The 21,587-nt window shown below is 62.6% G+C and carries 17 protein-coding genes; 9 read left to right on the top strand and 8 right to left on the bottom strand.

The genetic code is table 11. From position 1 onward, the window contains the following. Window positions 1-8 precede the first annotated feature (8 nt). A complete protein-coding gene (locus tag AB2N08_RS12975) occupies window positions 9-986 on the top strand; it encodes a glycosyltransferase family 2 protein (protein WP_367611065.1) in 978 nt (325 codons plus the stop codon). Between the two features lie 340 nt (window positions 987-1,326). Then, window positions 1,327-2,454, top strand: a complete 1,128-nt coding sequence (locus tag AB2N08_RS12970) for an acyltransferase family protein (RefSeq protein ID WP_367611064.1) — start codon at window positions 1,327-1,329, stop codon at window positions 2,452-2,454. A 36-nt stretch (window positions 2,455-2,490) separates the two neighbouring features. Here AB2N08_RS12970 and AB2N08_RS12965 read toward each other — a convergent pair whose 3' ends face one another. After that, entirely contained in the window at window positions 2,491-3,522 is a 1,032-nt protein-coding gene (locus AB2N08_RS12965) for a GNAT family N-acetyltransferase (RefSeq protein WP_367611063.1), read from the bottom strand. Further along, window positions 3,519-4,706, bottom strand: coding sequence for an aminotransferase class I/II-fold pyridoxal phosphate-dependent enzyme (locus tag AB2N08_RS12960; protein ID WP_367611062.1), 1,188 nt, complete (start codon window positions 4,704-4,706; stop codon window positions 3,519-3,521). Before AB2N08_RS12960 ends, AB2N08_RS12965 begins: the two co-directional genes overlap by 4 nt. A gap of 193 nt (window positions 4,707-4,899) precedes the next feature. Between AB2N08_RS12960 and AB2N08_RS12955 the strand changes: the two genes are divergently transcribed. Then, a complete protein-coding gene (locus AB2N08_RS12955) occupies window positions 4,900-6,462 on the top strand; it encodes an acyl-CoA ligase (AMP-forming), exosortase A system-associated (protein ID WP_367611061.1) in 1,563 nt (520 codons plus the stop codon). Between the two features lie 36 nt (window positions 6,463-6,498). Next, a complete protein-coding gene (locus tag AB2N08_RS12950; protein WP_367611060.1) occupies window positions 6,499-7,758 on the top strand; it encodes a pyridoxal-dependent decarboxylase, exosortase A system-associated in 1,260 nt (419 codons plus the stop codon). 16 nt (window positions 7,759-7,774) lie between these two features. Here the strand turns inward: AB2N08_RS12950 and AB2N08_RS12945 are convergent, their stop codons facing one another. Genes AB2N08_RS12945 through AB2N08_RS12935 form a run of 3 tightly spaced genes read right to left on the bottom strand, consistent with a single transcriptional unit; the run spans window position 7,775 to window position 11,443 of the window. Next, window positions 7,775-9,112 (bottom strand): putative O-glycosylation ligase, exosortase A system-associated, encoded by a 1,338-nt coding sequence (locus tag AB2N08_RS12945; RefSeq protein WP_367611059.1) that lies wholly within the window; start codon window positions 9,110-9,112, stop codon window positions 7,775-7,777. Continuing rightward, window positions 9,105-10,262, bottom strand: coding sequence for a glycosyltransferase family 4 protein (locus AB2N08_RS12940; RefSeq protein WP_367611058.1), 1,158 nt, complete (start codon window positions 10,260-10,262; stop codon window positions 9,105-9,107). Before AB2N08_RS12940 ends, AB2N08_RS12945 begins: the two co-directional genes overlap by 8 nt. Continuing rightward, complete coding sequence (locus tag AB2N08_RS12935; protein WP_367611057.1) at window positions 10,259-11,443, bottom strand: glycosyltransferase family 4 protein; 1,185 nt, start codon at window positions 11,441-11,443, stop codon at window positions 10,259-10,261. The genes AB2N08_RS12940 and AB2N08_RS12935 overlap by 4 nt, the downstream gene beginning before the upstream one ends. 280 nt (window positions 11,444-11,723) lie before the next feature. Between AB2N08_RS12935 and AB2N08_RS12930 the strand changes: the two genes are divergently transcribed. The 5 genes from AB2N08_RS12930 to AB2N08_RS12910 all read left to right on the top strand — a co-directional run bounded on the left by AB2N08_RS12930 (window position 11,724) and on the right by AB2N08_RS12910 (window position 17,210). Then, the gene (locus tag AB2N08_RS12930) at window positions 11,724-13,088 is read left to right on the top strand and encodes a UDP-glucose dehydrogenase family protein (RefSeq protein WP_367611056.1); all 1,365 of its coding nucleotides are present in this window, start codon (window positions 11,724-11,726) and stop codon (window positions 13,086-13,088) included. Beyond that, window positions 13,088-14,077 carry an NAD-dependent epimerase/dehydratase family protein gene (locus AB2N08_RS12925; RefSeq protein ID WP_367611055.1) on the top strand — a complete coding sequence of 330 codons (990 nt, stop codon included), beginning with the start codon at window positions 13,088-13,090 and terminating at the stop codon, window positions 14,075-14,077. The genes AB2N08_RS12930 and AB2N08_RS12925 overlap by 1 nt, the downstream gene beginning before the upstream one ends. 133 nt (window positions 14,078-14,210) lie before the next feature. Continuing rightward, window positions 14,211-15,242, top strand: coding sequence for a glycosyltransferase (locus AB2N08_RS12920; protein WP_367611054.1), 1,032 nt, complete (start codon window positions 14,211-14,213; stop codon window positions 15,240-15,242). Then, entirely contained in the window at window positions 15,239-15,610 is a 372-nt protein-coding gene (locus tag AB2N08_RS12915) for a GtrA family protein (protein ID WP_367611053.1), read from the top strand. Before AB2N08_RS12920 ends, AB2N08_RS12915 begins: the two co-directional genes overlap by 4 nt. A gap of 1 nt (window position 15,611) precedes the next feature. After that, window positions 15,612-17,210: a hypothetical protein gene (locus AB2N08_RS12910; protein WP_367611052.1), complete on the top strand. Its 1,599-nt coding sequence runs from the start codon at window positions 15,612-15,614 to the stop codon at window positions 17,208-17,210. Window positions 17,211-17,294: 84 nt separating this feature from the next. On the opposite strand, the gene AB2N08_RS12905 is transcribed toward AB2N08_RS12910, so the two are convergent. The 3 genes from AB2N08_RS12905 to AB2N08_RS12895 are packed head-to-tail and all read right to left on the bottom strand — an operon-like array spanning window position 17,295 to window position 21,587. Beyond that, entirely contained in the window at window positions 17,295-18,425 is a 1,131-nt protein-coding gene (locus AB2N08_RS12905; protein ID WP_367611051.1) for a glycosyltransferase WbsX family protein, read from the bottom strand. Between the two features lie 57 nt (window positions 18,426-18,482). After that, on the bottom strand, window positions 18,483-20,381 hold the full coding sequence (locus AB2N08_RS12900) for an XrtA/PEP-CTERM system amidotransferase (RefSeq protein ID WP_367611050.1): 1,899 nt from the start codon (window positions 20,379-20,381) through the stop codon (window positions 18,483-18,485). Between the two features lie 21 nt (window positions 20,382-20,402). Next, window positions 20,403-21,587 (bottom strand): TIGR03088 family PEP-CTERM/XrtA system glycosyltransferase, encoded by a 1,185-nt coding sequence (locus AB2N08_RS12895; RefSeq protein ID WP_367611049.1) that lies wholly within the window; start codon window positions 21,585-21,587, stop codon window positions 20,403-20,405.

The following is a 21,587-nucleotide window of genomic DNA, read 5'->3' as shown; positions in this document are numbered from 1 at the left end:
GATGGCGCATGCCTGATCCGCTTCGCACCGAACCATCGTTTTCCCTGGTCATTCCCGCGTATAACCGCGCGCACCTGATTGGCGAGACGATCGACAGCGCCCTCAACCAGCACACGCCGTTCGCAGAGATCATCGTCGTCGACGATGGGTCGACCGACAATACGCTCGAGGTTCTCGAGCGCTACGGCGACCGGATTACCGTCATCGCGACACCAAATCGGGGCGTGCAGTCGGCCAGGAATACCGGCATCCGCGCCGCGAAGAGCGACTATGCCACGCTGTGCGATTCCGACGACCTGCTCGAGCCCGGGTTCCTCACGATGTTCTCGCGCTGGCTGGCTGACAATTCTGCTTGCGACGTCCTGTACAGCAATTTCCTCTCGTTCAATCAGAGCACGGTGTTCCGGGATCGGCTCTCGTACGCGCCGGCTGGCGTCTATGACGACCTCCCGGCTAACGATGCCGTTTGGCTCGACGTGCCCGATCTGCTGGCGCGGGTGATCAAGTTCCAGGTCCTGTTCCCGACCGGCTCGACGGTGAGGCGCGCCATCTACGATGAGATCGGCGGCTATGACCCCGCCTTCAATGGCGTCGGCGCCGAGGATTTCGAGTTCGTGCTGCGGGCAGTGGTCAGGGCGAAGGTCGGCTTCTGCACGCGGCCATTGGCCCGGATACGGCGCCACGACGGCAATGACTCGAGCGACCAACTGCGCCAGGTCCAGGGCGAGATCACGATCATGGAATATGCGCTGCAACACCATGGCGGCCTGGAAGCGGCCCGTTCGGCGTTCGATGCCGGCATGGACGAAAAATGCGCCTATGTGTTCGATGCGGCGTTCGCACGCGGCGATTTTGCGCTGGCATCGCAGACGGTAAAAAAGTTCATCAAGCAGCCCGAAGACAAACGATTCAAGATCAAACACGCGATCCTGAACTCGCCGTCATTTGTACGTCGTCCCTTGTGGCGACTGACGCAGGCACGATAATCGGCCCTCAGGCGCCTGGCCACAGGCAGACTTGAGCAACGCCGCGCAGCTGCTTTGCACGCGCAACCTGTCTCTTCGATTCAGCACCTGTATCCAGAGGAGGCAATCTTTCGTCATGGTTTACCTGGCGTTACCATGTCGCTGACAAATCACACATATATCAGTAGCACAATTTTTCGCCAAAATTGGTATCATTTTTACAACATAAAAAACATATATTTTTAACTGCTATTATTTTTATAATGATATTATTTTCAAAAAATCAACATTGGAAATAATTGAATCATGTGGATATGAACTCAATTTCCAAAAATTGTGTCTAATCTCATATGAAGAAACCATGCTTGATCGCAGCGTAAGTAACCGAATCACAGTGTTGCGCCCGCTTTTAATAGTCGCCATGGTGTTTACGCATCTGCGAGGCGTATCGGTCAATATGTCCGATATCACGCCTGGTTTCTTTAACTACTTTAATGCGTTCATCCTTCACGGTGTTGGCCGTGGCACGGTACCGACCATGTCACTCATTGCCGGGTTCTTGTTGTTCAGTGCTGATCTGGACCTGCAAGGGGTGCGGCTATTTAAGAAAAAATTCGCCACGCTGGTCATTCCGTTCTTTGTCTTTGCTCTTATCTATTTCAAATTGATGTGGGTTTTTGAAATATTGTTTGGAATGGCAAGATACACCGAACTGATCAATCAACTGCCCATTGCCTGGGCTGACCTTTTGCTCGGCGTAAGCACTTATCCGGCGAACGGTCCGTTGCACTTCCTGCGTGACCTGATTGTATTCGTGCTCCTGGCTCCGCTGCTGGGCTGCATAATCCGAACGGTCCCAGTATTGGGACTGCTCAGTATGGCTATCATCTTCGGTAATAATCAAGATGGCGACTTGGTATTCCGGGGTAGTAGCTTCATCGTGTTCTACATTGGCGGCATGGCCGCCGTGTATCGCTGGAAGATTTTTGGGTGGGACAAATATGCAAAACCACTGATTGCCCTATTTTTTTTAATCTGCGTGGGCATGATGATATTTAAAGTGGAAGACAACACTTTACTGGTTCTGATATCGCCTTTTATCATCTGGCCTGCCGCATCATTGTTGACCGGCAGCAGAGTTGAATTTTTGGCTACGCGGTACAGCAAGTACAGTTTTTTTGTCTTTGCTGCCCACATGCCGTTCATGGAACTGTCGTGGTGGGCTGTGATGAGTCACATGCAATTTGTTCCGTACGTCGTGTATTGGCTTGTCACACCTATCGCAACTATCGCAATTCTGGTGATCATTTTCGACGTCGCGGTGCGCCATGTACCCAAGGTATTCAACGTCATGATCGGTGCCCGATCAAACAAGCCAAAACATGCTGAGCGGCGGATATTACTGCGGCCAGCACTGGCGCCGGTATATTCCGAAGAAGAACGGGCATTGGTGCGCCTGAAAATATCCGGCCTGCCACCAATCTCGTGACGTCAGATGCACAGGCTCTTCGAGTTACCGGCTTGATTACCCTGCAGGCCCACTTCTGTTGCGCATGGCATGCAGTCGTGCCAGCCCAGGCCACCGATAGCCGTTCAAGTGGTACATCGTGCGCACCTCGTCGGTCCAGCGCAGGTGCCACTCCATGACGCGGCCATAGAACTCGATCCGCCCGAAACGGTTGTCGTCGAACAGCTGGCGGCACGCCTCTTCGCGCATCAACAGTGCTGGCGACAACTGGCCCGCGATCGTCTCGTCGTAGGCGGTCTTGAGCACCACGATGCAGTCGCCCCCTTCCACGCACAAGTCCATCGCCGCCAGCTGGTCGCCCAGCCAGTAACGATACACACTGGCCGCGCCGCGCGCCGCGAAGGCTTCGAGCATGGCGCTGTAAAACCGACCCTGCACGTTGCCGGCATCGACGGCGGTGCCGCCGGCCGCTTTCCAGCCGCTGCCTTCGAGCTGGCCATAATCGGCAACGGCTTGCGCCATGTGTCCGGGCGCGCGGCAAATTTCCAGGCGCGGCGTGACGCCATCCTGACGCAGCCGGTTGCGCTGCTTCTTGAGATTGCTGCGCAGGTTCTTGCCGCGCGCTTCCCAGAACGCACCGAAGCCGCCGGCGCCGCGCAGTGTGATGCGGGCAGTGCGGATATAGTCGGCCGTGCGCACGCAGGCGGCATCCGCCGGGCGCGCGACGAGCGCCGGGTCGCACTGGGTCAGGCCAACAAGCAGCGCCGGTCCGGGCAGGCGGGCCAGCAATGGCCGCAGCAGCGCCGCAGACGCCCCGTCATCGCGCTGCAGCCACAGCCCAACCGGCGCCTGGGACGGCTGGAAAGTGTGCCAGACCCCGACGCCACCTGGGGCCAGGATGGTCATCGCGTCCGTGACGCCGTCCGTGTCATGCCACGCCAGCAATTCCCGGCCGGTGCCGAAGTGGGCCAGCAGCGCGTCGACGAAGTCGGCGGCCAGCAGCGGCGAGGCCGCGCCTGCCGCGTGCAGCGTGCGCCAGCGCTGCGCGTGCGCGCCGAACTGGCTGACCGGTACCACGTTCCAGCTCATGCCTCGACCTTCGCGCTGGCCTGCAGCGCCTGGCGCACGGTGGTGATCATCCAGGCCAGTTCGGTGCCGTGCAAGGCTTGATGGCAGGGCAGCGCGATCACCCGCTGTCCGAGTTCGACGCTGGTGGCGCAGACCGTGGCATCGACACCTGGCCACAGGCTAGCGCCGAAGCGCACCATCGGCACGCCGGCGTGCGCCAGGCGCTCAGCCACCGCGTCGGTCTGCTCGACCAGCAGCGGAAACACCCACGGACATGCGCCATCGGGCAATGCGGCAAACAGAGGCCGGCAGCCTGGCGTGTCATGCAGGGCCTCGTGCAAGGCCAGGTAATGCCGGCGCCGCCGCGCCACGATGCGTGTATGCGAGACCAACCGCAACGTCAGCCGCGAAAACCAGGACGAGCGTTTGTCGATCCAGCGCGGATCGAAGCTGTAACTACTGTCCGACGATGAGGGCGCCAGACTCGGTGCTGCGGCGGCGCCAGCGGTGCCGGCCGGAGCACGCGCCGCCTTCAGGGCGTTCCAGACCAGCGTCCTGGCGCGCAGCGGAAGGGCCAGCATTACGCGCAGCGCGGGCAGGCGACCGTAGGAAAAACTGGTTTCGAGCGCGGCCAGCGCGGCCTTGGCTTCGAAGCCGGGGCCGGCCGAATGCAGGCGCGCATCCAATGCGTGTCGGCGCGATACCAGGCAACCACCTTCATGGATCGGAAAGAATTTCATGCTGCTGCCGATCGCGTAGTCGCCGCTGCCACCGACCGCCACGCCGTCACGCTCGCCGAAAAAGCAGTGGGCGCAGTCTTCCACCAGGCCGATGCCGCGCGCGTCGCACAGGGCGCGCAGCGGCGCCAGATCTTGCGGCACGCCGAAAAAGTGGGTGACCATGACGGCCTTGACGGCGGGATGGTCGGCCAGCCTGGCCTTGATGTCGTCGAGGTCGGCGCAGGTGTCGGGCAGCACCCGATAGAACACGACTTCTGCGCCGCACCAGTGCACCGGCGGAATCATCGACGGGCTGTGATAGGCCGGCACCAGCACCAGGTCGCCGGCGCCGACGCCCAGGGCGCGCAGCGCCAGGCCGATGGCGATGCGCCCGCTGGTGACGAGGCGCGTCTGCGCGCCGTCGAGCAGCGACGGCAGCGCGCGGCCGGCGTCAGGTCCGGCACGAAATGCGGCGAGCGAAAGCACGGGAACGGACGGGATCAGACGGCGAACGGCAACGCTGGTGTGTATACTCGGCATCATCGAAATATACCATGGCGCCACAGCCTTTTAAGGGGCCAGCTTTCTCCAACGCACGGGCTTGAACTGGTAAGATGGCGGGTGCCGCCAGCGGCGTCATGTCACATCCATTCCCTAGCGGGCACGGGCCCGGACCGCGATGAATCACCTGATCCACGACAGCATTTTCGACAGCGCAGCACGCACTCCCGACGCCGAGGCCCTGGTCTACGGCGCGGCGCGCTGCACCTACCGTTCGCTGGCCGGCCAGGTCACGGCGGTGGCCGCCCTGTTGCTGGCGCGCGGCTTGCAGCCAGGCGAACGCGTGGCGGTGTACATGGAAAAACGCATCGAGAACGTGGCCGCGATGTTCGGCGCCGCCGCCGCCGGCTGCGTGTTCGTGCCGGTCAATCCGTTGCTCAAGCCAGACCAGGTGGCGTATATCCTGGCCGATTGCAGCGTGCGCCTGTTGGTGACGACGCCCGAGCGCCTGGCGCAACTGGCGCCGGTGCTGGCGGGGTGCCCCGATCTGACGAGCGTGCTGGTGACCACCGGCGCACCCGTGGCCGCGACGCCAGGGCCGGCCCTGCTGCACTGGGACGCGCTGCAAGCGCCGGCGGCGCCATGGCAGCCACATCGCCGCATCGACACCGACATGGCCGCGATCCTGTACACGTCGGGCAGCACCGGCGCGCCCAAGGGCGTGGTGCTGTCGCACCGGAACATGGTCGCCGGCGCCGCCAGCGTCGCCGATTACCTCCGCTTGACAGCCGCCGACCGCCTGCTGGCGGTGCTGCCGCTCAGTTTCGACTATGGCCTGAGCCAGCTCACCACCGCCTTCCTGCGCGGGGCCTCGGTGGTGCTCATGAACTACCTGTTCCCGAAAGATATCGTCGCCGCCGTGCGCGAGCACCGCATCACGGGCCTGGCCGCCGTACCGCCGTTATGGATCGCGCTGGCGCGCCTGGCCTGGCCACACGACTGCACGCTGCGCTTCATCACCAATTCCGGCGGCGCCATGCCGGTCGTGACGGTCCAGGCCTTGCAAGCGGCGTTGCCGCAGACCGAGATCTTCCTGATGTATGGCCTGACCGAAGCGTTTCGCTCGACTTATCTGCCACCGGCCGAAGTGGCGCGGCGACCCGATTCGATCGGGCGCGCGATCCCGAATGCCGAGGTGCTCGTGGTGCGGCCCGACGGCACGCCCTGCGACGCCGACGAACCGGGTGAACTGGTGCACCGTGGCGCCCTGGTGGCGCTCGGTTACTGGAACGATGCCGCGCGCACCGCGCTGCGCTTCCGCCCCGCGCCCGGCCAGGACCCCGCGCTGCCGCTGCCCGAACTGGCCGTCTGGTCGGGCGACACCGTGCGCCGCGATGCCGACGGTTTTCTGTATTTCGTCGGCCGCGGCGACGAGATGATCAAGGTCTCCGGTTACCGCATCAGCCCGACCGAAGTCGAGAGCGTGCTGCATGCCAGCGGCCTGGTGAGCGAGGTCGCGGTATTCGGCATCGACGACGCGACGCTGGGCCAGGCCATCGTGGCGGTGGCCGTGGCCGATCCGGGCGCAGTCGACCGCGCGGCGCTGCTGGCCGAGTGCAAGCGCCGCCTGCCGGCCTACATGGTGCCAGCGCATATCGTGCTGCGCAGCGAAGCCTTGCCGCGCAACCCGAACGGCAAGATTGATCGCAACCTGCTCAAGCACACCATCCAGACCGGCTAGCGCCGGCGCCAATCCAACCGTTTTGACCGCAAGCCCATGACCGGCACCAAGCCCCAGCACGCTCCCCAGATCTACTTCCCGGTTGTCGACGACGTCCTGCACGTCGGCGGCATTGCGCTGCCGCGCCTTGCGCAGCGCGTCGGCCGCACGCCGTTTTATGCAATCGACCGCGCGCTGTGCAGCGCGCGCGTGGCCAGCCTGCGCGCGATCCTGCCGCCGCAAGTGGCGCTGCACTATTCGATCAAGGCCAACCCGATGCCGGCCTTGGTGCAGCATATGGCGGGCCTGGTCGATGGCCTTGACGTCGCCTCGGGCAGCGAACTGAAAACTGCGCTCGACACCGGCATCGACCCGGCGCGCATCAGTTTTGCCGGCCCGGCCAAGCTCGAGGGCGAGCTGACCCAGGCGATCGCTGCCGGCGCTTGCCTGAACATCGAGTCGCAGCATGAACTCGACAACGCGGCGCGCATTGGCGACCTGCTGGGCATCGCGCCGCGCGTGGCGCTGCGCATCAATCCCGCGTTCGAGCTGAAGTCGTCCGGCATGCGCATGGGGGGCGGCGCCAAGCCGTTCGGCATCGACGCCGAGCAGGCGCCAGCCGTCTTGCGCCAGGTGGCGGCACTGGGGTGCGACTTCGAGGGCTTCCATATATTCAGCGGCTCGCAGAGCCTGCGCCTGGACGCCATCATCGAGGCCCAGTCGCGCAGCATCGAGCTGGCCATTGAATTGACGACGCGGCTGGCCGGCGAGAGCCCTCTGGCGGTGCGCCAGGTGAATATCGGCGGGGGGCTGGGGATTCCTTATTTCCCGGGAGAGCAGCGCCTCGATCCGGCACCAATGGGGGCGCACCTGGCCGAGTGGCTGCCACGCCTGGCCGCGGCGCTGCCACAAGCGCGCCTGGCGCTGGAGATGGGCCGCTATCTGGTCGGCGAAGCCGGTGTGTACGTGGCGCGGGTGATCGATCGCAAGATCTCGCGCGGCGAGGTATTCCTGGTGCTCGATGGCGGGATGCACCATCACCTGGCCGCGTCAGGCAACCTGGGCCAGGTGATCCGCAAGAATTATCCGGTCGCGATCGGCAACCGCATGAATGCAGGGGGCGATGCGCCGGACAGCGGCCCGGCGTCGGCTACCGGCCCGCTGTGCACGCCGCTCGACATCCTCGCCGAGCGCATGGACCTGGCACACGCCCGCGTCGGCGACCTGGTGGTGGTGTTCCAGTCGGGCGCCTATGGCGCCAGCGCCAGCCCCGCCGGTTTCCTGGGCCATCCGGCGGCGCTGGAAGTGCTGGTCTGAGACCGGTAAATGGTGCTCAGGCACCTTTGTTCAGGCGTACAACGCGCGTCTTCTTTTTCGCCTTGCGGCGCTCCAGAAAGCGCTCGACGAATTGGAGCCGCATCGGCGGTACGTCGTCTTTTTGGGGCGATTGGACCAGGACCTTTTCCAGGCAGATCAGGATCGCGATGATGTAATAGATCAGGTCGTAGTAGGCCATGGTCAGGAAAGCGCCGGCGGTCAGGTAGCCGATCATGCTGACTTGGCACATCCGCGCCAGTGTCACAACCCAGGCAAGATCCTCCTTGCCACGGCAATGGCGGATCAAACGACCACCCGCGCGCCAGGTAACCACGAACATGAGCAGAAAGATCGCCAGTCCGATATACCCCTGTTCGCCCAGCACCTGGAAATAGATGCTGTGCGCATCGTAGTAACGCTCCGGCTCTGGTGCATATAGCATGAACATGTGGGGTGTGAATACGTTCGGACCGCCGCCGAGTACGAATTCGTTGGCCACGTTGATCGCGAAATGCCAGGAATTGATACGGCCCGTTGCCGATGCGTCTTCGTCATAGGTCTGGATGGTATGCATTCGCCCGGTCCATTCAGGCGGCATCATGACGAACACAATTGGCACGATCAGCGCAAAGGCCAAACCAGTCTTGAGCTTGTGCGTCGACTTGAGCCACAGAAAGAAACCCATGGCGAAGGTGCCGAGCAGCGCGCCGCGCGAATACGAACCAATCGCGGCCAGCATGGTCAGTGCCGTCATCGCCATTGCTGCGCGCTTGACCCACTTTGTCCTGGCACGGGTAGCCACGTAGACGGTGAGCGGCGTAATGGTAACCATGGCCAGCGCCAGCGTGTTGTTGTCGCTGATGAAGCTGCTCATCGGGCCGCGCAAGCCTTCACCACCCCCACTGAAAATCACGAACACGCCGCTCTTGGCGCCCCAGAAACCGAGAGAGAGCGCCACCACCAGCGCCAGCACCTTGGCGTCGCTGACCGTGCGCACGGTCATGATGGTAATGAAGACCATTAACATGGTCTTGGCATAGCGTTCCCAGTCGATCCACGCGCCGACGGGTACCTGAGCAAACACCGTGGTAACGGTGTACCAGGTAAAGAACAGCAGCATGACCAGAACCGGGGGCGTCATGGGAAGCTTCTTCTGCTCGCGCGAGATCAGGACTGCGGCGAGCGTGACCACGCCCAGATACAGCGCAAAAGGAAAATTCTGAGCAAAGCCGTAAGTCAGGCGGTGCGGGTTCATCAGGCTGACCACGGCGTACGCCATGGCACCGACTACCGGCCGCTTGAAGATGAATGGAATAACCCCTGCGAAGGCGAGAAACAGAATGATGTCACGCACGCTGGATCAACCTTTCGAACAGGGTGACAGCGCGGCGCGCATTGGCGCGCCACGTCAATTGCTGTTCGTCGATGGCGTCACGCGCGCCTTGCGCCACCCGGGCGCGCAGCAGAGGGTCGTCGCACAGGCGCTTGACCGCGGCGGCCAGGTCGCCTGGTACATCCGGATCGAACAGCACGGCGTTGTGGTCGGCGCGCAGGATCTCGCGGATATTCGGCTGGTCCGGGCCGACGATTGCCTTGCCCAGCGCCAGGTATTCAAACAGCTTCAATGGCGAAGCATACTTCACCACGGCCGGTTGCAGCGCAATGTCGAACGCGGCCACGTAACGCGCCACGTCGTCACGCCCGATGATGCCGGTGAACTGCACCCGGTGCCCGATGCCCAGGTCGCGCGCCTGCTGCTCGAGCGTGGCGCGCACCGGGCCGTCGCCGACGATCAGCAGATGGCGGCGCGCTTCCGGCGGGTCTTCTGCAATCAGCTCGATCACCTTGTCCAGGCCGTGCCAGTCGCGCACGAAGCCGGTAAAGCCCAGTACCAGCACATCCTGCAGCCCCAGCGCGCGCTTGGCTTGCTCGACATCCGGCGCGCCGGCGAAGCGCTCGGGGTCGATGCCGTTCGGGATCACGTCGATGCGCTCGGCCGGCACGCCGTACGCTTGCACGATATCACCCAGCACGTGCGTAACCGGCAGCACCATGTCGGCGTTGCGCCAGGCATAGGCCTGCGACCAGCGGCCAAGCTTCGTCAACGCCAGGCCGTCGTATTTGGCGCGCTCTTCCAGGATCGGCGCGTTCACTTCGAGCAGCATCGGCAGCTTGTACTTGCGCGCCAGCCAGATGCCCGCTGGCAGGAACAGGTTGTAGCGCTCGTACAGCACGTCCGGGCGGTGCTGCTTGACCGCGTTGGCCAGGCGCCGGTACGCGACCAGCGAATACGACAACTCCATCAATTCGTAGAACGTCTTGGGCAGATGGCGCTTGAGCCAGGCGACAGGGCCGGCGTCCGAGCCGAACGATTCGGTTTCGGCGCTGGGCGGGGCCACGATCACGACCTCATGGCCTTCGGCGCGCAGCGCGCGGATCATTTCTTCGATGTGGACGTACTGGCCGTCCTTGGAACGGGTGCGGTGGTGATAAAGGATTTTCACGCGGCTTTTCTCGCCAAGATGGAGTGGAACAGGTCGATCTGGCCTTGGGTGGTCGGTTGCCAGCCGAAGTCTTCGGCATAGCGGCGGGTGGCGCTGTGCGCCGGGTAGTTGGCGCGCAGTTGCTTGAGCGCTTGTACCAAACCCTCGGGCGTACGCTGCGGCATCAGGACGCCGGCTGCCGGCGCCGCCACGACCTCGGGCGTGCCCCACACATTGCTTGCCACCACCGGCGTGCCACACGCCATGCTTTCCAATAGCACATTGGCCCAGCCTTCACGGCTCGAGGCCAGCACCAGGGTGTCGGCGGCATTGTAATAAGTCTTCAGTTCGGTCTGCGGCACGCTGCCCAGCAGTTTAACGCGATCCTGTACGTTCAACTCGCGCGCGAGACGTTCCAGGTTGTTCTTTTCCGGGCCGATGCCGGCGATCAACAGGTCAACGTCCGGCAAGTGGGGCAGGGCGCGGATGATCAGGTCGTGCGCCTTGCGCGGATCGAGCAGGCCAACCGAGAGCAGGGTAAAGCGGCCCGGAACCAGTCCCACGGCCGCGCGGGCGGCGGCGCGATCGAGCGGCGCGAAACGCTCGAGGTCGACGCCGTTGCGCAGCGGGGTGATGTTGCCAGGGGCTACACCAAGTTCAACCATTTCGTCCTTGAGCGCTTTGCACACGGTGATGATGCCGTCGGCATCGCGCGCCGCGTCCAGGATCAGCCGGCGCGGTCGTGCGAACTGCGGAATCAGGTTGATGTCGGTGCCGCGCGCGGTGACCACCACGGGCTTCTTGAAGTACTTGCCGAGCATCACTGCAGCCACGCCGTCCGGATAAAAATAGTGAGCGTCGATGGCGTCAAAGTCGTAGCCGCTGTCGAGGATGCGGCCAATTTCCTTCTTGGCCGCATGCGCCAGCGTGTAGGGCGTCACGTTCATGCCCACGCGCGGCAGCACCAAGTAGCGCGGATGGGTGACGTCGATGCCGTTGCGGGTTTCGCGCCGCGGTACCTTGGCCAGGGTGCCATAGTGGCCAAAACGCTCTCCCTCTAGCGGGAACCAGGGCACCGGTGCCACCACGCGCGACTCGACCTGCCCGCTGGCAATCAGGTAGCGCAAGCGGGTTTCCACAAAAATACCGTGGTTCGGTTGCTGCGAATTGGGATACAGGGTGCTGAAGGTAAGTAACTTCATCGTGTCGTGACGGGTGCCGGTCGATGCACCGCCGGACACCGTGGTCCGGGAGTGGGTGTGTTGGACTGCAATGTCGTCATTATGCGAAAAATTTTGCCGTAAAGCAGCACGATTGGGGGCCAGACGCATAAATTTTTGACAAGCATGATACTATAATTCAAGTTTTATACTGCATTTGTTACGTGTGGCAATCCTTTTCGGATCTGTGGAAAAATGGCTTGGTTCGCCGTGCTGCTCTGCCCGGTTCCTTCGTTCAGTTACTTCGTCCCCAATTTAAATCATGAAGATCACCATCATTGGCACCGGCTATGTCGGGCTTGTTTCAGGCGCTTGTTTCGCCGACGTCGGTAACACTGTACTGTGTCTTGACGTCAACGAAGAAAAAATCGCGATGCTCAAGAACGGTGTCATCCCGATTCATGAGCCTGGCCTCGACAATATGGTCGAGCGCAACGCCAATGCTGGCCGTTTGCTGTTTTCGACGAGTTACGACGAAGCCGTCGCCCACGCCGAGTGCGTATTCCTGGCCGTGGGCACGCCGCCCGATGAAGATGGCAGCGCCGACCTGACCCACATCCTGGCCGCAGCCCGTTCGATCGGCCAGCGCATCGACAAGCCGGTGGTCGTGGTGGACAAGTCGACCGTGCCGGTCGGCACCGCCGACAAGGTGCGCGCGGCGATCCAGGGCGAGCTCGACAAGCGTGGCAGCACGCTCTCGTTCTCGGTGGTGAGCAATCCTGAATTCCTGAAAGAAGGCGCGGCCATCGACGACTTCATGCGCCCTGACCGCATCGTGGTCGGCAGCGACGACGCCATCGCCACCAGGCTGATGCGCCAACTGTACGCGCCGTTCAGCCGCAACCACGAAAAGCTGGTCGAGATGGACGTGCGCAGCGCCGAGCTGACCAAATACGCCGCCAACGCCATGCTGGCGACCCGCATCAGCTTCATGAACGAGCTGGCCAACCTGGCCGAAGTGCTGGGCGCCGACATCGAAGCGGTGCGCCACGGCATGGGCCTGGACCCGCGCATCGGTTCGCAGTTCCTGTACGCCGGCATGGGCTACGGCGGTTCGTGCTTCCCGAAAGACGTCAAAGCCTTGGTCAAGACCGGCGGCGACCATGGCCAGGTGCTGCACATCCTGGAAGCGACCGAACTGGTCAACGACAACCAGAAAAACGTGCTGTTCAAGAAACTGACCCGCTTCTACGGCGGCGTCGAAGGCCTGAAGGGCAAGACGATCGCGCTGTGGGGCTTGTCGTTCAAGCCAAACACCGACGACATGCGCGAAGCGCCGAGCCTGGTACTGCTGAAAGAACTGTTCGACGCCGGCTGCCACGTGCGCGCCTACGATCCGGTCGCCAGCAGCGAAGCGCTGCGCGTATTGGAACGCGAGCATGGCGCCGCGCGCGTCGACGCCATGCTGACGATCGTCAGCTCGGCCGCCGCCGCGACCGAGGGCGCCGACGTGCTGGTGCTGGTCACCGAGTGGAAAGAATTCCGCGCGCCGGACTTCACCGGCCTGGCGACCACCCTGCGCGACAAGGCGATCTTCGACGGCCGTAATATCTACGATCCGGCCGTCGTCGCTGCCGCCGGCCTGGCCTATGAAGGGATTGGCCGCGTCAGTCGGACGGCAGTCTGATGGCAGCCCAGCGCATCCTCGTCACGGGCGCTGCCGGCTTCGTCGGCAGCTTCGTGGCCGCGCGCCTGGCGGCCATGGGCCATCAGGTGGTCGGCTGCGACAACTTCAACGATTATTACGACCCGCGGCTCAAGCATGACCGGGTGCGGGCGCTGCTCGCGCCAGCGGGCGTGGCCTGCCACACGGTCGAGCTGAGCGATGCGGCCCAGGTCGCCGCGTTGTTCGAGCGTGAACGGCCGCAACTGGTGGTGCACCTGGCGGCGCAAGCCGGCGTGCGCTACTCGATCGACAATCCGGCGGTGTATATCCAGTCGAACCTGGTGGGCTTCGGAAATATTCTCGAAGCGTGTCGCCAGGGTGCGATCGAGCATTTGCTGTACGCCAGCAGCAGCAGCGTGTACGGCAAGAACGCCAAGGTCCCGTTCAGCGAAGACGACCAGGTCGATGCGCCGGTGTCGCTGTACGCGGCCACCAAGAAATCCAATGAGTTGATGGCGCACTCGTACAGCCACCTGTTCGGATTGCCGGCTACCGGCCTGCGCTTCTTCACGGTGTACGGTCCGTGGGGCCGGCCCGATATGGCGTACTTCAGCTTTGCCGAGAAAATGCTGCGCGGTGCCACGATTCCCGTGTTCGCCGAAGGCTTGCTCACGCGCGACTTCACGTATATCGACGACATCGTCGAGGGCGTGGTGCGGCTGCTGTTCAAGCCGACGCCAGCGACGGCGACCAGCGCGCCGCACACGGTGTTCAACATCGGCAACCACAATCCGGTGCAGGTGCTCGAGTTCATCCGTACGCTGGAGTCCGTGATGGGCATCGAGGCGCAGAAAGAATTCTTGCCGATGCAGCCGGGCGACGTGCCGGCCACGCATGCGTCGATCGCCAAGCTCAAGGCCTGGGTGGACTTTGCGCCGACCACGCCGCTGGCGACCGGGCTGGGCAAGTTCTGGACCTGGTACCGTGACTGGGCAGCGACACGAGCGTAGCGGAAATGGGATCGAACGGTACGTCGGGTGCTAATGCTGGCGCAAGCCTGATTCCTGCAATAAAATCAAAAACATGCTGCGCTATTGTGCGTGGGAAAGCACTTTAATTTCATCTTCAGCAGAACAGGGAATCATGAACACCGCAGAAGCCGCATCGATCGTCAACGAGTTTGTCCATGAAGACTCGTCGGTCTCAACCCCGTCCATCTCTCATTCGCACGTGTTCGACGGCCTGCAGATTGCGATCGTGCTGCCTTGCTATAACGAAGGACTGGCAATCCGCGCTGTTGTAAAAAAGTTTCAGCAAGTGGTCCCCAGTGCGCGCGTATACGTATTCGACAATCGATCGAGCGACAATACCGCCAGTGAAGCCCGCGCTGCCGGAGCCGTCGTGCGTCACGAGCCCTGGCCTGGCAAGGGTAACGTCGTACGGCGCATGTTTGCCGACATTGATGCCGATATTTATTTGATGGCCGATGGCGACGGCACCTACGATGCCGACCGCGCGCCAGCAATGATTGCGCGCCTGATCGAGGAGCAGCTCGATATGGTGGTCGGCACCCGCGAAAACGTCTACGAGAACGCGCACCGCGCCGGTCATGGCTTTGGCAACCGCCTGTTCAATGGCCTGTACCGACGCCTGTTTGGCCGCCTGTTCACCGATATCTTTTCGGGCTACCGGGTCTTCTCGCGCCGTTTCGTGAAAACCTTCCCTGCCGTGTCGGCGGGCTTCGAAATCGAAACGGAAATGTCCGTGCATGCATCCCAGTTGCGCATGCCGATCGTGGAAATGCCGACCGCCTATGGCGCACGCCAGGAGGGCAGTACCAGCAAGCTGAACACGATTCGTGATGGTATCCGGATCCTGTTGACCTTCATGCTTTTGCTGAAAGAAGTCCGGCCGGCTCAGTTCTACGGCACGATTGCACTCGTATTCGTGTTCGTCTCCATCGCACTTGGCATTCCGCTGCTCGACACGTATATCGAGACTGGTACCGTGCCGCGCTTCCCGACCGCCATCCTGGCTACCGGCCTGATGCTGCTTGCCGGTATCTCGCTCATGTGCGGACTGATACTCGACAGTGTCGCCCGTGGCCGCCTCGAGCAAAAGCGTATTCAGTATCTGCTGGTGTCCCGTTTCAAAAACGGGCAGGGCGGCGAGTGATCCTGCGCTTCATTCTGGTCGGGGGACTCGGCTTCGTCGTGGACCTCGGCTGTACAACATTCCTGATCTGGAGCGGCGTCTCGCCGTTTTACGCCCGTCCTCCTGCCATTGCCATCGCCACTGTCGTGACCTGGCTTGCAAACCGTACCTTTACGTTTGACGTCAAGGAAGAAAAATCAGCTGGCGAAGCGATGCGTTATGCGCTGACGGCGCTGGCGGCTGCCGCCATCAATTATGGCATCTACTCACTGCTGGTCTGGAAACAATGCCCGCCGCCGCTGGCCATCGCAATCGCATCTGTGCTGCAAGCATGCGCGAGTTATGTCGGTTATCGCAAATTCGCATTTCGAGTCGACACCCAAAAATAACATGACATCTCTTTCTTCCGGCAACACCACCAGACAGCGGCTGCTTCACCGGTTTTTGCCGTTGCTGGCCATCGGCATCGGCCTGGTCGCGCTCATCCATTACTTCTCGCTACGCAGTTCGCTATGGGAAGATGAGCTGATTGCGCTGACCCATACGTTCCAGCCGCTGCCCAGTTTTTTCATGGAGGTCCTGCGTAACGATATACATCCGTTCGTCTATTTCCTCGTTTTGAAGGGGTGGATGCTGTTCTCGCCGGAGAGCGGAACCTGGGCCCTGGCGAGCTCGCTGGCGTTGACGCTGGTGTCGGCGCTGGTGCTGTATCTGGTGGCCCGCTCGACGAGCGGCGCAACCGCGGCCTTGTGGGCTACGGCGATTTTCCTGTTGCTGCCGACCACTGCATGGGGCGCCGGTAACCTTCGTATGTACGGGCTGGTGCCAGCGTTGATTGTGGGCGTTTGGTACGTGAACGTTCGCTTCATACAACGTCCGTCACGCTGGTGCGCTGTTGCGCTGGTGTTGCTTGAAGCATGCGCAGCCTACGTACACGCCATCGAATTCATCTTCGTCGCGTTCGTCGTGCTGGCAATTGCAATCGAACACTTCAAAACGACAACAGCTAAGGTCGTCAAGCACTGGGTGATCCTGCAATGCATTGCGGGGGTGGCGATGCTGCCCTTACCCTTGAGCGCCCTGATGCGCGGCACCGAGCCGTTGCCCCCAAGTTCCTGGGATAGTTTCATCATGATTTTTGGCCAGACAGTCGCTGGCGCGGGCGGAGATTACCTCGAGATGCTGACCTGGGCCGGCGTGCTCGTGTTCGGCACTTTGGTGTTTCTTGGGATGCAGAGCAAGCGGTGGCGCATCACTGTGTTGGTCGTGCCGGTTGGCGTCTTGTTGGCGGTATATATCATCGGTTTTCTCGGTAAGCCCATTTTCAAGCCGCCGGTGTTCTCGGCCAACCTGATGCCTTTCCTGGCGCTGGGCGCCGGCGCCGGTATTGCGCACGTGCTGCAACAAAGACGGCGCCTTGCGACCGCGTTGACCGTGGTGTTTACGGCAGCGCTCGCTTGCGTGACGATGCCCTGGGCCGGCAATTTCATACCGCAAGAGAGCTACCAAGCTGCCGCCGCCTATGTCAAGCAGCGCGCTTTGCCGGGCGATATGGTGATCGCTCCTCATTTGAGCGTGTATTGGGGGGTAATGTTCTATGCCGAAGGCGCCGACTGGGGTTTTCCGCTTGCGATCCGGCCTCCTGACAATCCCCAATGGCGCAATCTGACGGCCAAATTGGGTGCAGAACGCAGCCAGGCGCTATCGTTGATTCCCGAAAAGGCCTTTGTGGATGCCGGTGGCATCAGGTATTGCGTCGGGTCCGACGTTGCTGCTTGCGCCAGCGGCGTTCGACGTGCGTGGGTAATCGATCGTCGTAGCTATAACAATGGTGTGGAGTTCAGCCAGTCAATGGCTGTGACTGCATCGACGATGATTACCAGTGAACTGGCAGTATCACAGCTGGATGCAGGGGCAGAAGGTCAGACGCGCTTCGAGAATCCATTTCTGCGCGATTCGTTCGGCAAGCCGAATGTAACGCCCGATTGACACGGTGTCAAAGCGGCAGACCGTGATGCATCGCGGCCTGCCCCATCCCGCTATCGGGCGGCAGGGCGGCAAGGGGGCATCGGGTCAAGCCGCTTGCGTCAAAAGCGGATCTACCTGATTCTGTCCAAGACGAACCCGTTCCTGTTCCAGTTCGGTTGCCACAGCCTGCAAATAGGCGTGGCCATCCTTCAAGTCCGGCTCCAGGTGATTGCCTTCCGCCCACTCGTTCCATGATTTCAAGAAGATCAGGCGGGCATCCGCGTGCTGCGGGCGGTCACGCGTCACGTCGAACGCTTTTTTCAGCGCGCGGCCATATAGCTGTGGCGTGGTGCCTTGCAGGACCAACCCACGTGCGCCACTGCGCGCGGTATTGTCCCAGCCATTGATCACCGACGGATAGCGCGTCGGCGGCAGGCTGTCGGGCACGAAGTACTTGATCGAGCGCTCGTAATCGTGGATCGTCGGGATGCCCAGGCGCCGAAGGGCGGCGTTCTTGATCATCGTGACCGGATTTTTCCAGCTGCCCCAAGGCCGCAGCGGCGCATTGCCGTGGAAGATCGAAGCATCGAAACCGACATCTTCGGGATTGGGCTGGCCTGCGGCGCACACGCCGACGAAGTAGATGCCTGGCAGGCCGGCCCTGGCCGCCATCTCGCGCCAGCGTGTCACGGTGGCTTCGGTATCCTTGATGTTGAATGGACGGTAGACCAGGAAGATAGGCTTGCCATCGACCTTCATGTAGCGCGGGTCCTGGAAGGCGGGCAGCAGCTCATCGAAATGGCGCTGGTCGTCCTCGGGGCCCGGATACAGCTGCTCGATCAGGATACGATTTTCCGCGCCGTGCCAGACGCCGCTCCAGGTTTCGTTGGCCCAGCACAGGCAGAACGGGAAATCCGGCTCGCCCGACGAGCGCACTTCGGCGAAGGGACGCTCGAGTACGCGCTTGCCGTTGCCAAACCAATAGTGGTAATAGCAGAAGCCTTCGATGCCGTACTGACGGGCCAGGTCTGCCTGCGCCTGGCGTGTTTCAGCCACCCGCAAATCATAGAAGCCAAGATCGGCCGGCACGTGGGGCTGGTAATGGCCGGGGAAGCGGCGCCGCGCCTTGGCGGTGTTGGTCCACTCGGTAAATCCCTTGCCCCAGAATTTGTCGTTGTCTGCCACCGGGTAGTACTGCGGCAGGTAGAAGGCAATCAGTCTCGGCATTGCGGTCATGGCGTCGTCCATCTTGAAAATAATTGAGAAATCGTGGCCGCTGCGGCAGGCCGGCATTTATGGGCGGTTGGCGCTCACCCGCAAGAACGTCTCGAACATCAGCACCGACCATAACGGCGCGCTGTAATCCTTGCTGCCGGCGATATGCTGGTCGACCATCTCGCGCAAGAATTTTTCGTTGAACATGCCGGTGTCGAGCAGCAGCGGCGACAGCGCGGCCGCGCGCAATTTTTCGCGCAGCGGGCCGCGCAGCCAGGCCGCCAGCGGAATCGAAAATCCCCTTTTCGCACGGTACAGCACGTCGTGCGACAGATAGGGCTCGAGCGCCTTCTTGAAGATGTACTTGCCTTCGCCGCCGCCAAGCTTGATGTCCGGCGGCAGGCTTGACGCCCATTCCACGAACGTATGGTCCAGCAGCGGCACGCGCACCTCGAGCGAATGCGCCATGCTGGCGCGATCGACCTTGGTCAGGATATCGTCCGGTAGCCAGGTCTTGAAGTCGAGGTACTGGATCAGCGACAGCGGATCGTCCGTCGGCGAATTGGCCGCGTGGCGCAGGAAGACGTCAATCGCGCTGTAGCCTTGCAGTTCGCGCTTGAACGAATCGGAAAACAGCTGCGCCCGCACCCGGTCGGGCATGATCGACACGCCGTGGAAGTAGCCCTCGACCGTGTCGCGCGCCAGCGCCTCGAAGGTGGTCTTGGCGCGGAACATGCGCGGCGCCCAGTCGGCCTTCGGATACAGCTTGCCCAGCGTGCCGAACACCGGCTTGCGCAGGCTGGCCGGCACCTTGTCGCGCACGCGCTGTTCGGCCATCGCGTAGCGGTAGCGGCGATAGCCGGCAAAGCTTTCGTCGCCGCCATCGCCCGACAGCGATACCGTCACGTGCTTGCGCGCCAGCTGGCACACGCGGTACGTGGGGATCGCCGAGCTGTCGGCGAACGGTTCGTCGTACAGGTGGCCCAGCGTGTCGATCAGGCCGTAGTCGTCCTTGTCGACGATCTGCGCGTGGTGGGTCGTGCCGTAGCGCGTGGCCACCTCGCTCGCGAACTTCGATTCGTCGTATTCGGGGTCGTCGAAGCCGATCGAGCAGGTGGTGACCGGCTCGGGATTATTCTGCGCCATCATCGCCACGACCGCGCTCGAATCGACGCCGCCCGACAAGAAGGCGCCCAGCGGCACGTCGGCCACGGTCTGGCTCTGCACGCATTCGCGCACGCGCTCGATCAGTTCGTGCTCGATCTCCTGCATCGGGCGGGCCGGGGCGCGCTTGAACGGCACGTCCCAGTACTGCTCGGGCTTGACGTCGCGCGCACCGGCCTTGATCACGATGCGGTGGCCCGGCGCGAGCTTGTAGGCGTTGTGGAAGATGGTGTGCGGCTCGGGCACGTAGCCGAAGGCGAAGTAATCCTCGACCGCGCGCGGATTGAGTTTGCGCGACAGTTCGGGGTGGGTCATGATCGACTTGAGCTCGGAGCCGAACACGAACAGGCCGTTCGGCAGCAGCGAATAGAACATCGGCTTGACGCCGACATGGTCGCGCGCCAAAAACATCGTTTGCTGCTTGCGATCCCAGATCGCAAACGCGAACATGCCGCGCAGCCGGTGCACGCAGTCCGGGCCCCAGGCCTGGTAGGCGTGCAGCAGCGACTCGGAATCCGATTTGGTGCGAAACACAAAGCCCAGCGCCTGCAGCTCCGTGCGCAGTTCGCGGTAGTTGTAGATCTCGCCGTTGAACACCATCACCACGTCGCACTCGGCGTTGACGATCGGCTGCTGGCCGCTGGCCAGGTCGATCACCGACAGGCGGCGGTGGCCCATGCCCATGCTCGGCTCCAGATACAGCTCGCCCTCGTCGGGCCCGCGATGGTGCTGGCTCTCGTTCATGCGGCCCAGGGCCGCGCGGTCGATTTCCCGGTTGCCGAGGGTATCAAAAATGCCGACTATTCCGCACATGCTGTTCTGGTTCCGCTGAAGTTAAGAGTTGACGGTGGGGCGTTGTCGCGCCTGGGCCTTGCGCGCATACAGGGCGTCGTACAGCGCGGTGTAGGCGCCGAGCATGGCAGCCATGCTGTACTTGTCTTCGATGCGCGCACGGGCCGCGGCGCCGTGGCGCGCCCTCAGGGCCGGGTCTTGTACGTAACGCGCGAGCGCGTCGGCCAGCGCGTCGATCTCGACCGACACCAAGATACCATGCACGTCATCGGTGACCACTTCGGGAATGCCACCCACCCGCGAGCACACCGACGGCAAGCCGCACGCCATCGCTTCGAGCAGAGAGACCGGCGTGCCTTCGGCCAGCGAGGGCAGGGCGAAGATGGTGAAGCCATGCAGCAGGTCGGCCACGTCGGCGCGCGCGCCGGGCAGCCACACCACGTCCTGCAGGCCGGCGTCGTTGACTTGCTGCTTCACCTGGCCGTACAACGGGCCGTCGCCGACGATCGTCAGGCGCAGCCGGTCGCGCAGGGCCGGCAGGCGCTCGCGCAGCAGCGCGAAGGCGGCCACCAGGCTGGCGTGGTTCTTGACGTCCTGCACCCGCGCGACGGCGCCGATGACGATGTCGTCGGCGCGCCACGGCGCAGCGGTGCTGGCCTGCGCACGCGGGGCGTAGCGGGCCGTGTCGACACCGTTCTTGATCAGGTGATTCTTTGCCGCCGGGATGCCGACCACCTCCGCGAACCACCGGTGCAAATCGTCCGACACCGGCACATAGCGGTCGATGACCGGCGCAAGATGGCGGCGCAGGATGTTGTGCTTGCGGTTCAGGCCATGCGGATCGGACGCGTCGCGGCCATGCTCTGCGTGGATGCGCACCGGCACGCCGGCGGCGGCGGCCGTGAAGCAGTACTCCATCGCCGACAGGTTGTAAGTGTGCAGGATCGTCGGGCGAAGGCGCCGCATCAGCTTCCAGAAATCGACGTGCACGCGCAGCCCGTTCCCGGGCGGCTTGTTGAGCGCGTACAGTTCGACGCCCGGTTGCGTGATCTTGTCGGCGAACGCGCTGTAGCCGGTCAGGCATACCACCGCATGCCGGTATTTTTCGGCCGGCATGCGGTTGATGCAATCGACCAGCAGCGTTTCCAGTCCGCCCACATCGAGCGAATACACCAGATGCACCACGAGAGGCCGCTGGGCGTTCAGCACGGACAAGTCACTGTGCAT

Source organism: Massilia aurea, from assembly GCF_040790145.1.
Taxonomy (GTDB): domain Bacteria; phylum Pseudomonadota; class Gammaproteobacteria; order Burkholderiales; family Burkholderiaceae_D; genus Telluria; species Telluria aurea_C.
The sequence above is the reverse complement of the archived record's forward strand: the minus strand, read 5'-3'. Positions and strand labels throughout refer to the sequence as shown.

Excerpts from the sequence above, each read along its gene's own strand:
- AB2N08_RS12975 (WP_367611065.1), top strand. The coding sequence starts at position 9 with ATGCCTGATCCGCTTCGCACCGAACCATCGTTTTCCCTGGTCATTCCC.
- AB2N08_RS12970 (WP_367611064.1), top strand. The coding sequence starts at position 1,327 with ATGCTTGATCGCAGCGTAAGTAACCGAATCACAGTGTTGCGCCCGCTT.
- AB2N08_RS12965 (WP_367611063.1), bottom strand. The coding sequence starts at position 3,522 with ATGAGCTGGAACGTGGTACCGGTCAGCCAGTTCGGCGCGCACGCGCAG.
- AB2N08_RS12955 (WP_367611061.1), top strand. The coding sequence starts at position 4,900 with ATGAATCACCTGATCCACGACAGCATTTTCGACAGCGCAGCACGCACT.
- AB2N08_RS12950 (WP_367611060.1), top strand. The coding sequence starts at position 6,499 with ATGACCGGCACCAAGCCCCAGCACGCTCCCCAGATCTACTTCCCGGTT.
- AB2N08_RS12935 (WP_367611057.1), bottom strand. The coding sequence starts at position 11,443 with ATGAAGTTACTTACCTTCAGCACCCTGTATCCCAATTCGCAGCAACCG.
- AB2N08_RS12930 (WP_367611056.1), top strand. The coding sequence starts at position 11,724 with ATGAAGATCACCATCATTGGCACCGGCTATGTCGGGCTTGTTTCAGGC.
- AB2N08_RS12925 (WP_367611055.1), top strand. The coding sequence starts at position 13,088 with ATGGCAGCCCAGCGCATCCTCGTCACGGGCGCTGCCGGCTTCGTCGGC.
- AB2N08_RS12920 (WP_367611054.1), top strand. The coding sequence starts at position 14,211 with ATGAACACCGCAGAAGCCGCATCGATCGTCAACGAGTTTGTCCATGAA.
- AB2N08_RS12910 (WP_367611052.1), top strand. The coding sequence starts at position 15,612 with ATGACATCTCTTTCTTCCGGCAACACCACCAGACAGCGGCTGCTTCAC.
- AB2N08_RS12905 (WP_367611051.1), bottom strand. The coding sequence starts at position 18,425 with ATGACCGCAATGCCGAGACTGATTGCCTTCTACCTGCCGCAGTACTAC.
- AB2N08_RS12900 (WP_367611050.1), bottom strand. The coding sequence starts at position 20,381 with ATGTGCGGAATAGTCGGCATTTTTGATACCCTCGGCAACCGGGAAATC.
- AB2N08_RS12895 (WP_367611049.1), bottom strand. The coding sequence starts at position 21,587 with ATGCACAGTGACTTGTCCGTGCTGAACGCCCAGCGGCCTCTCGTGGTG.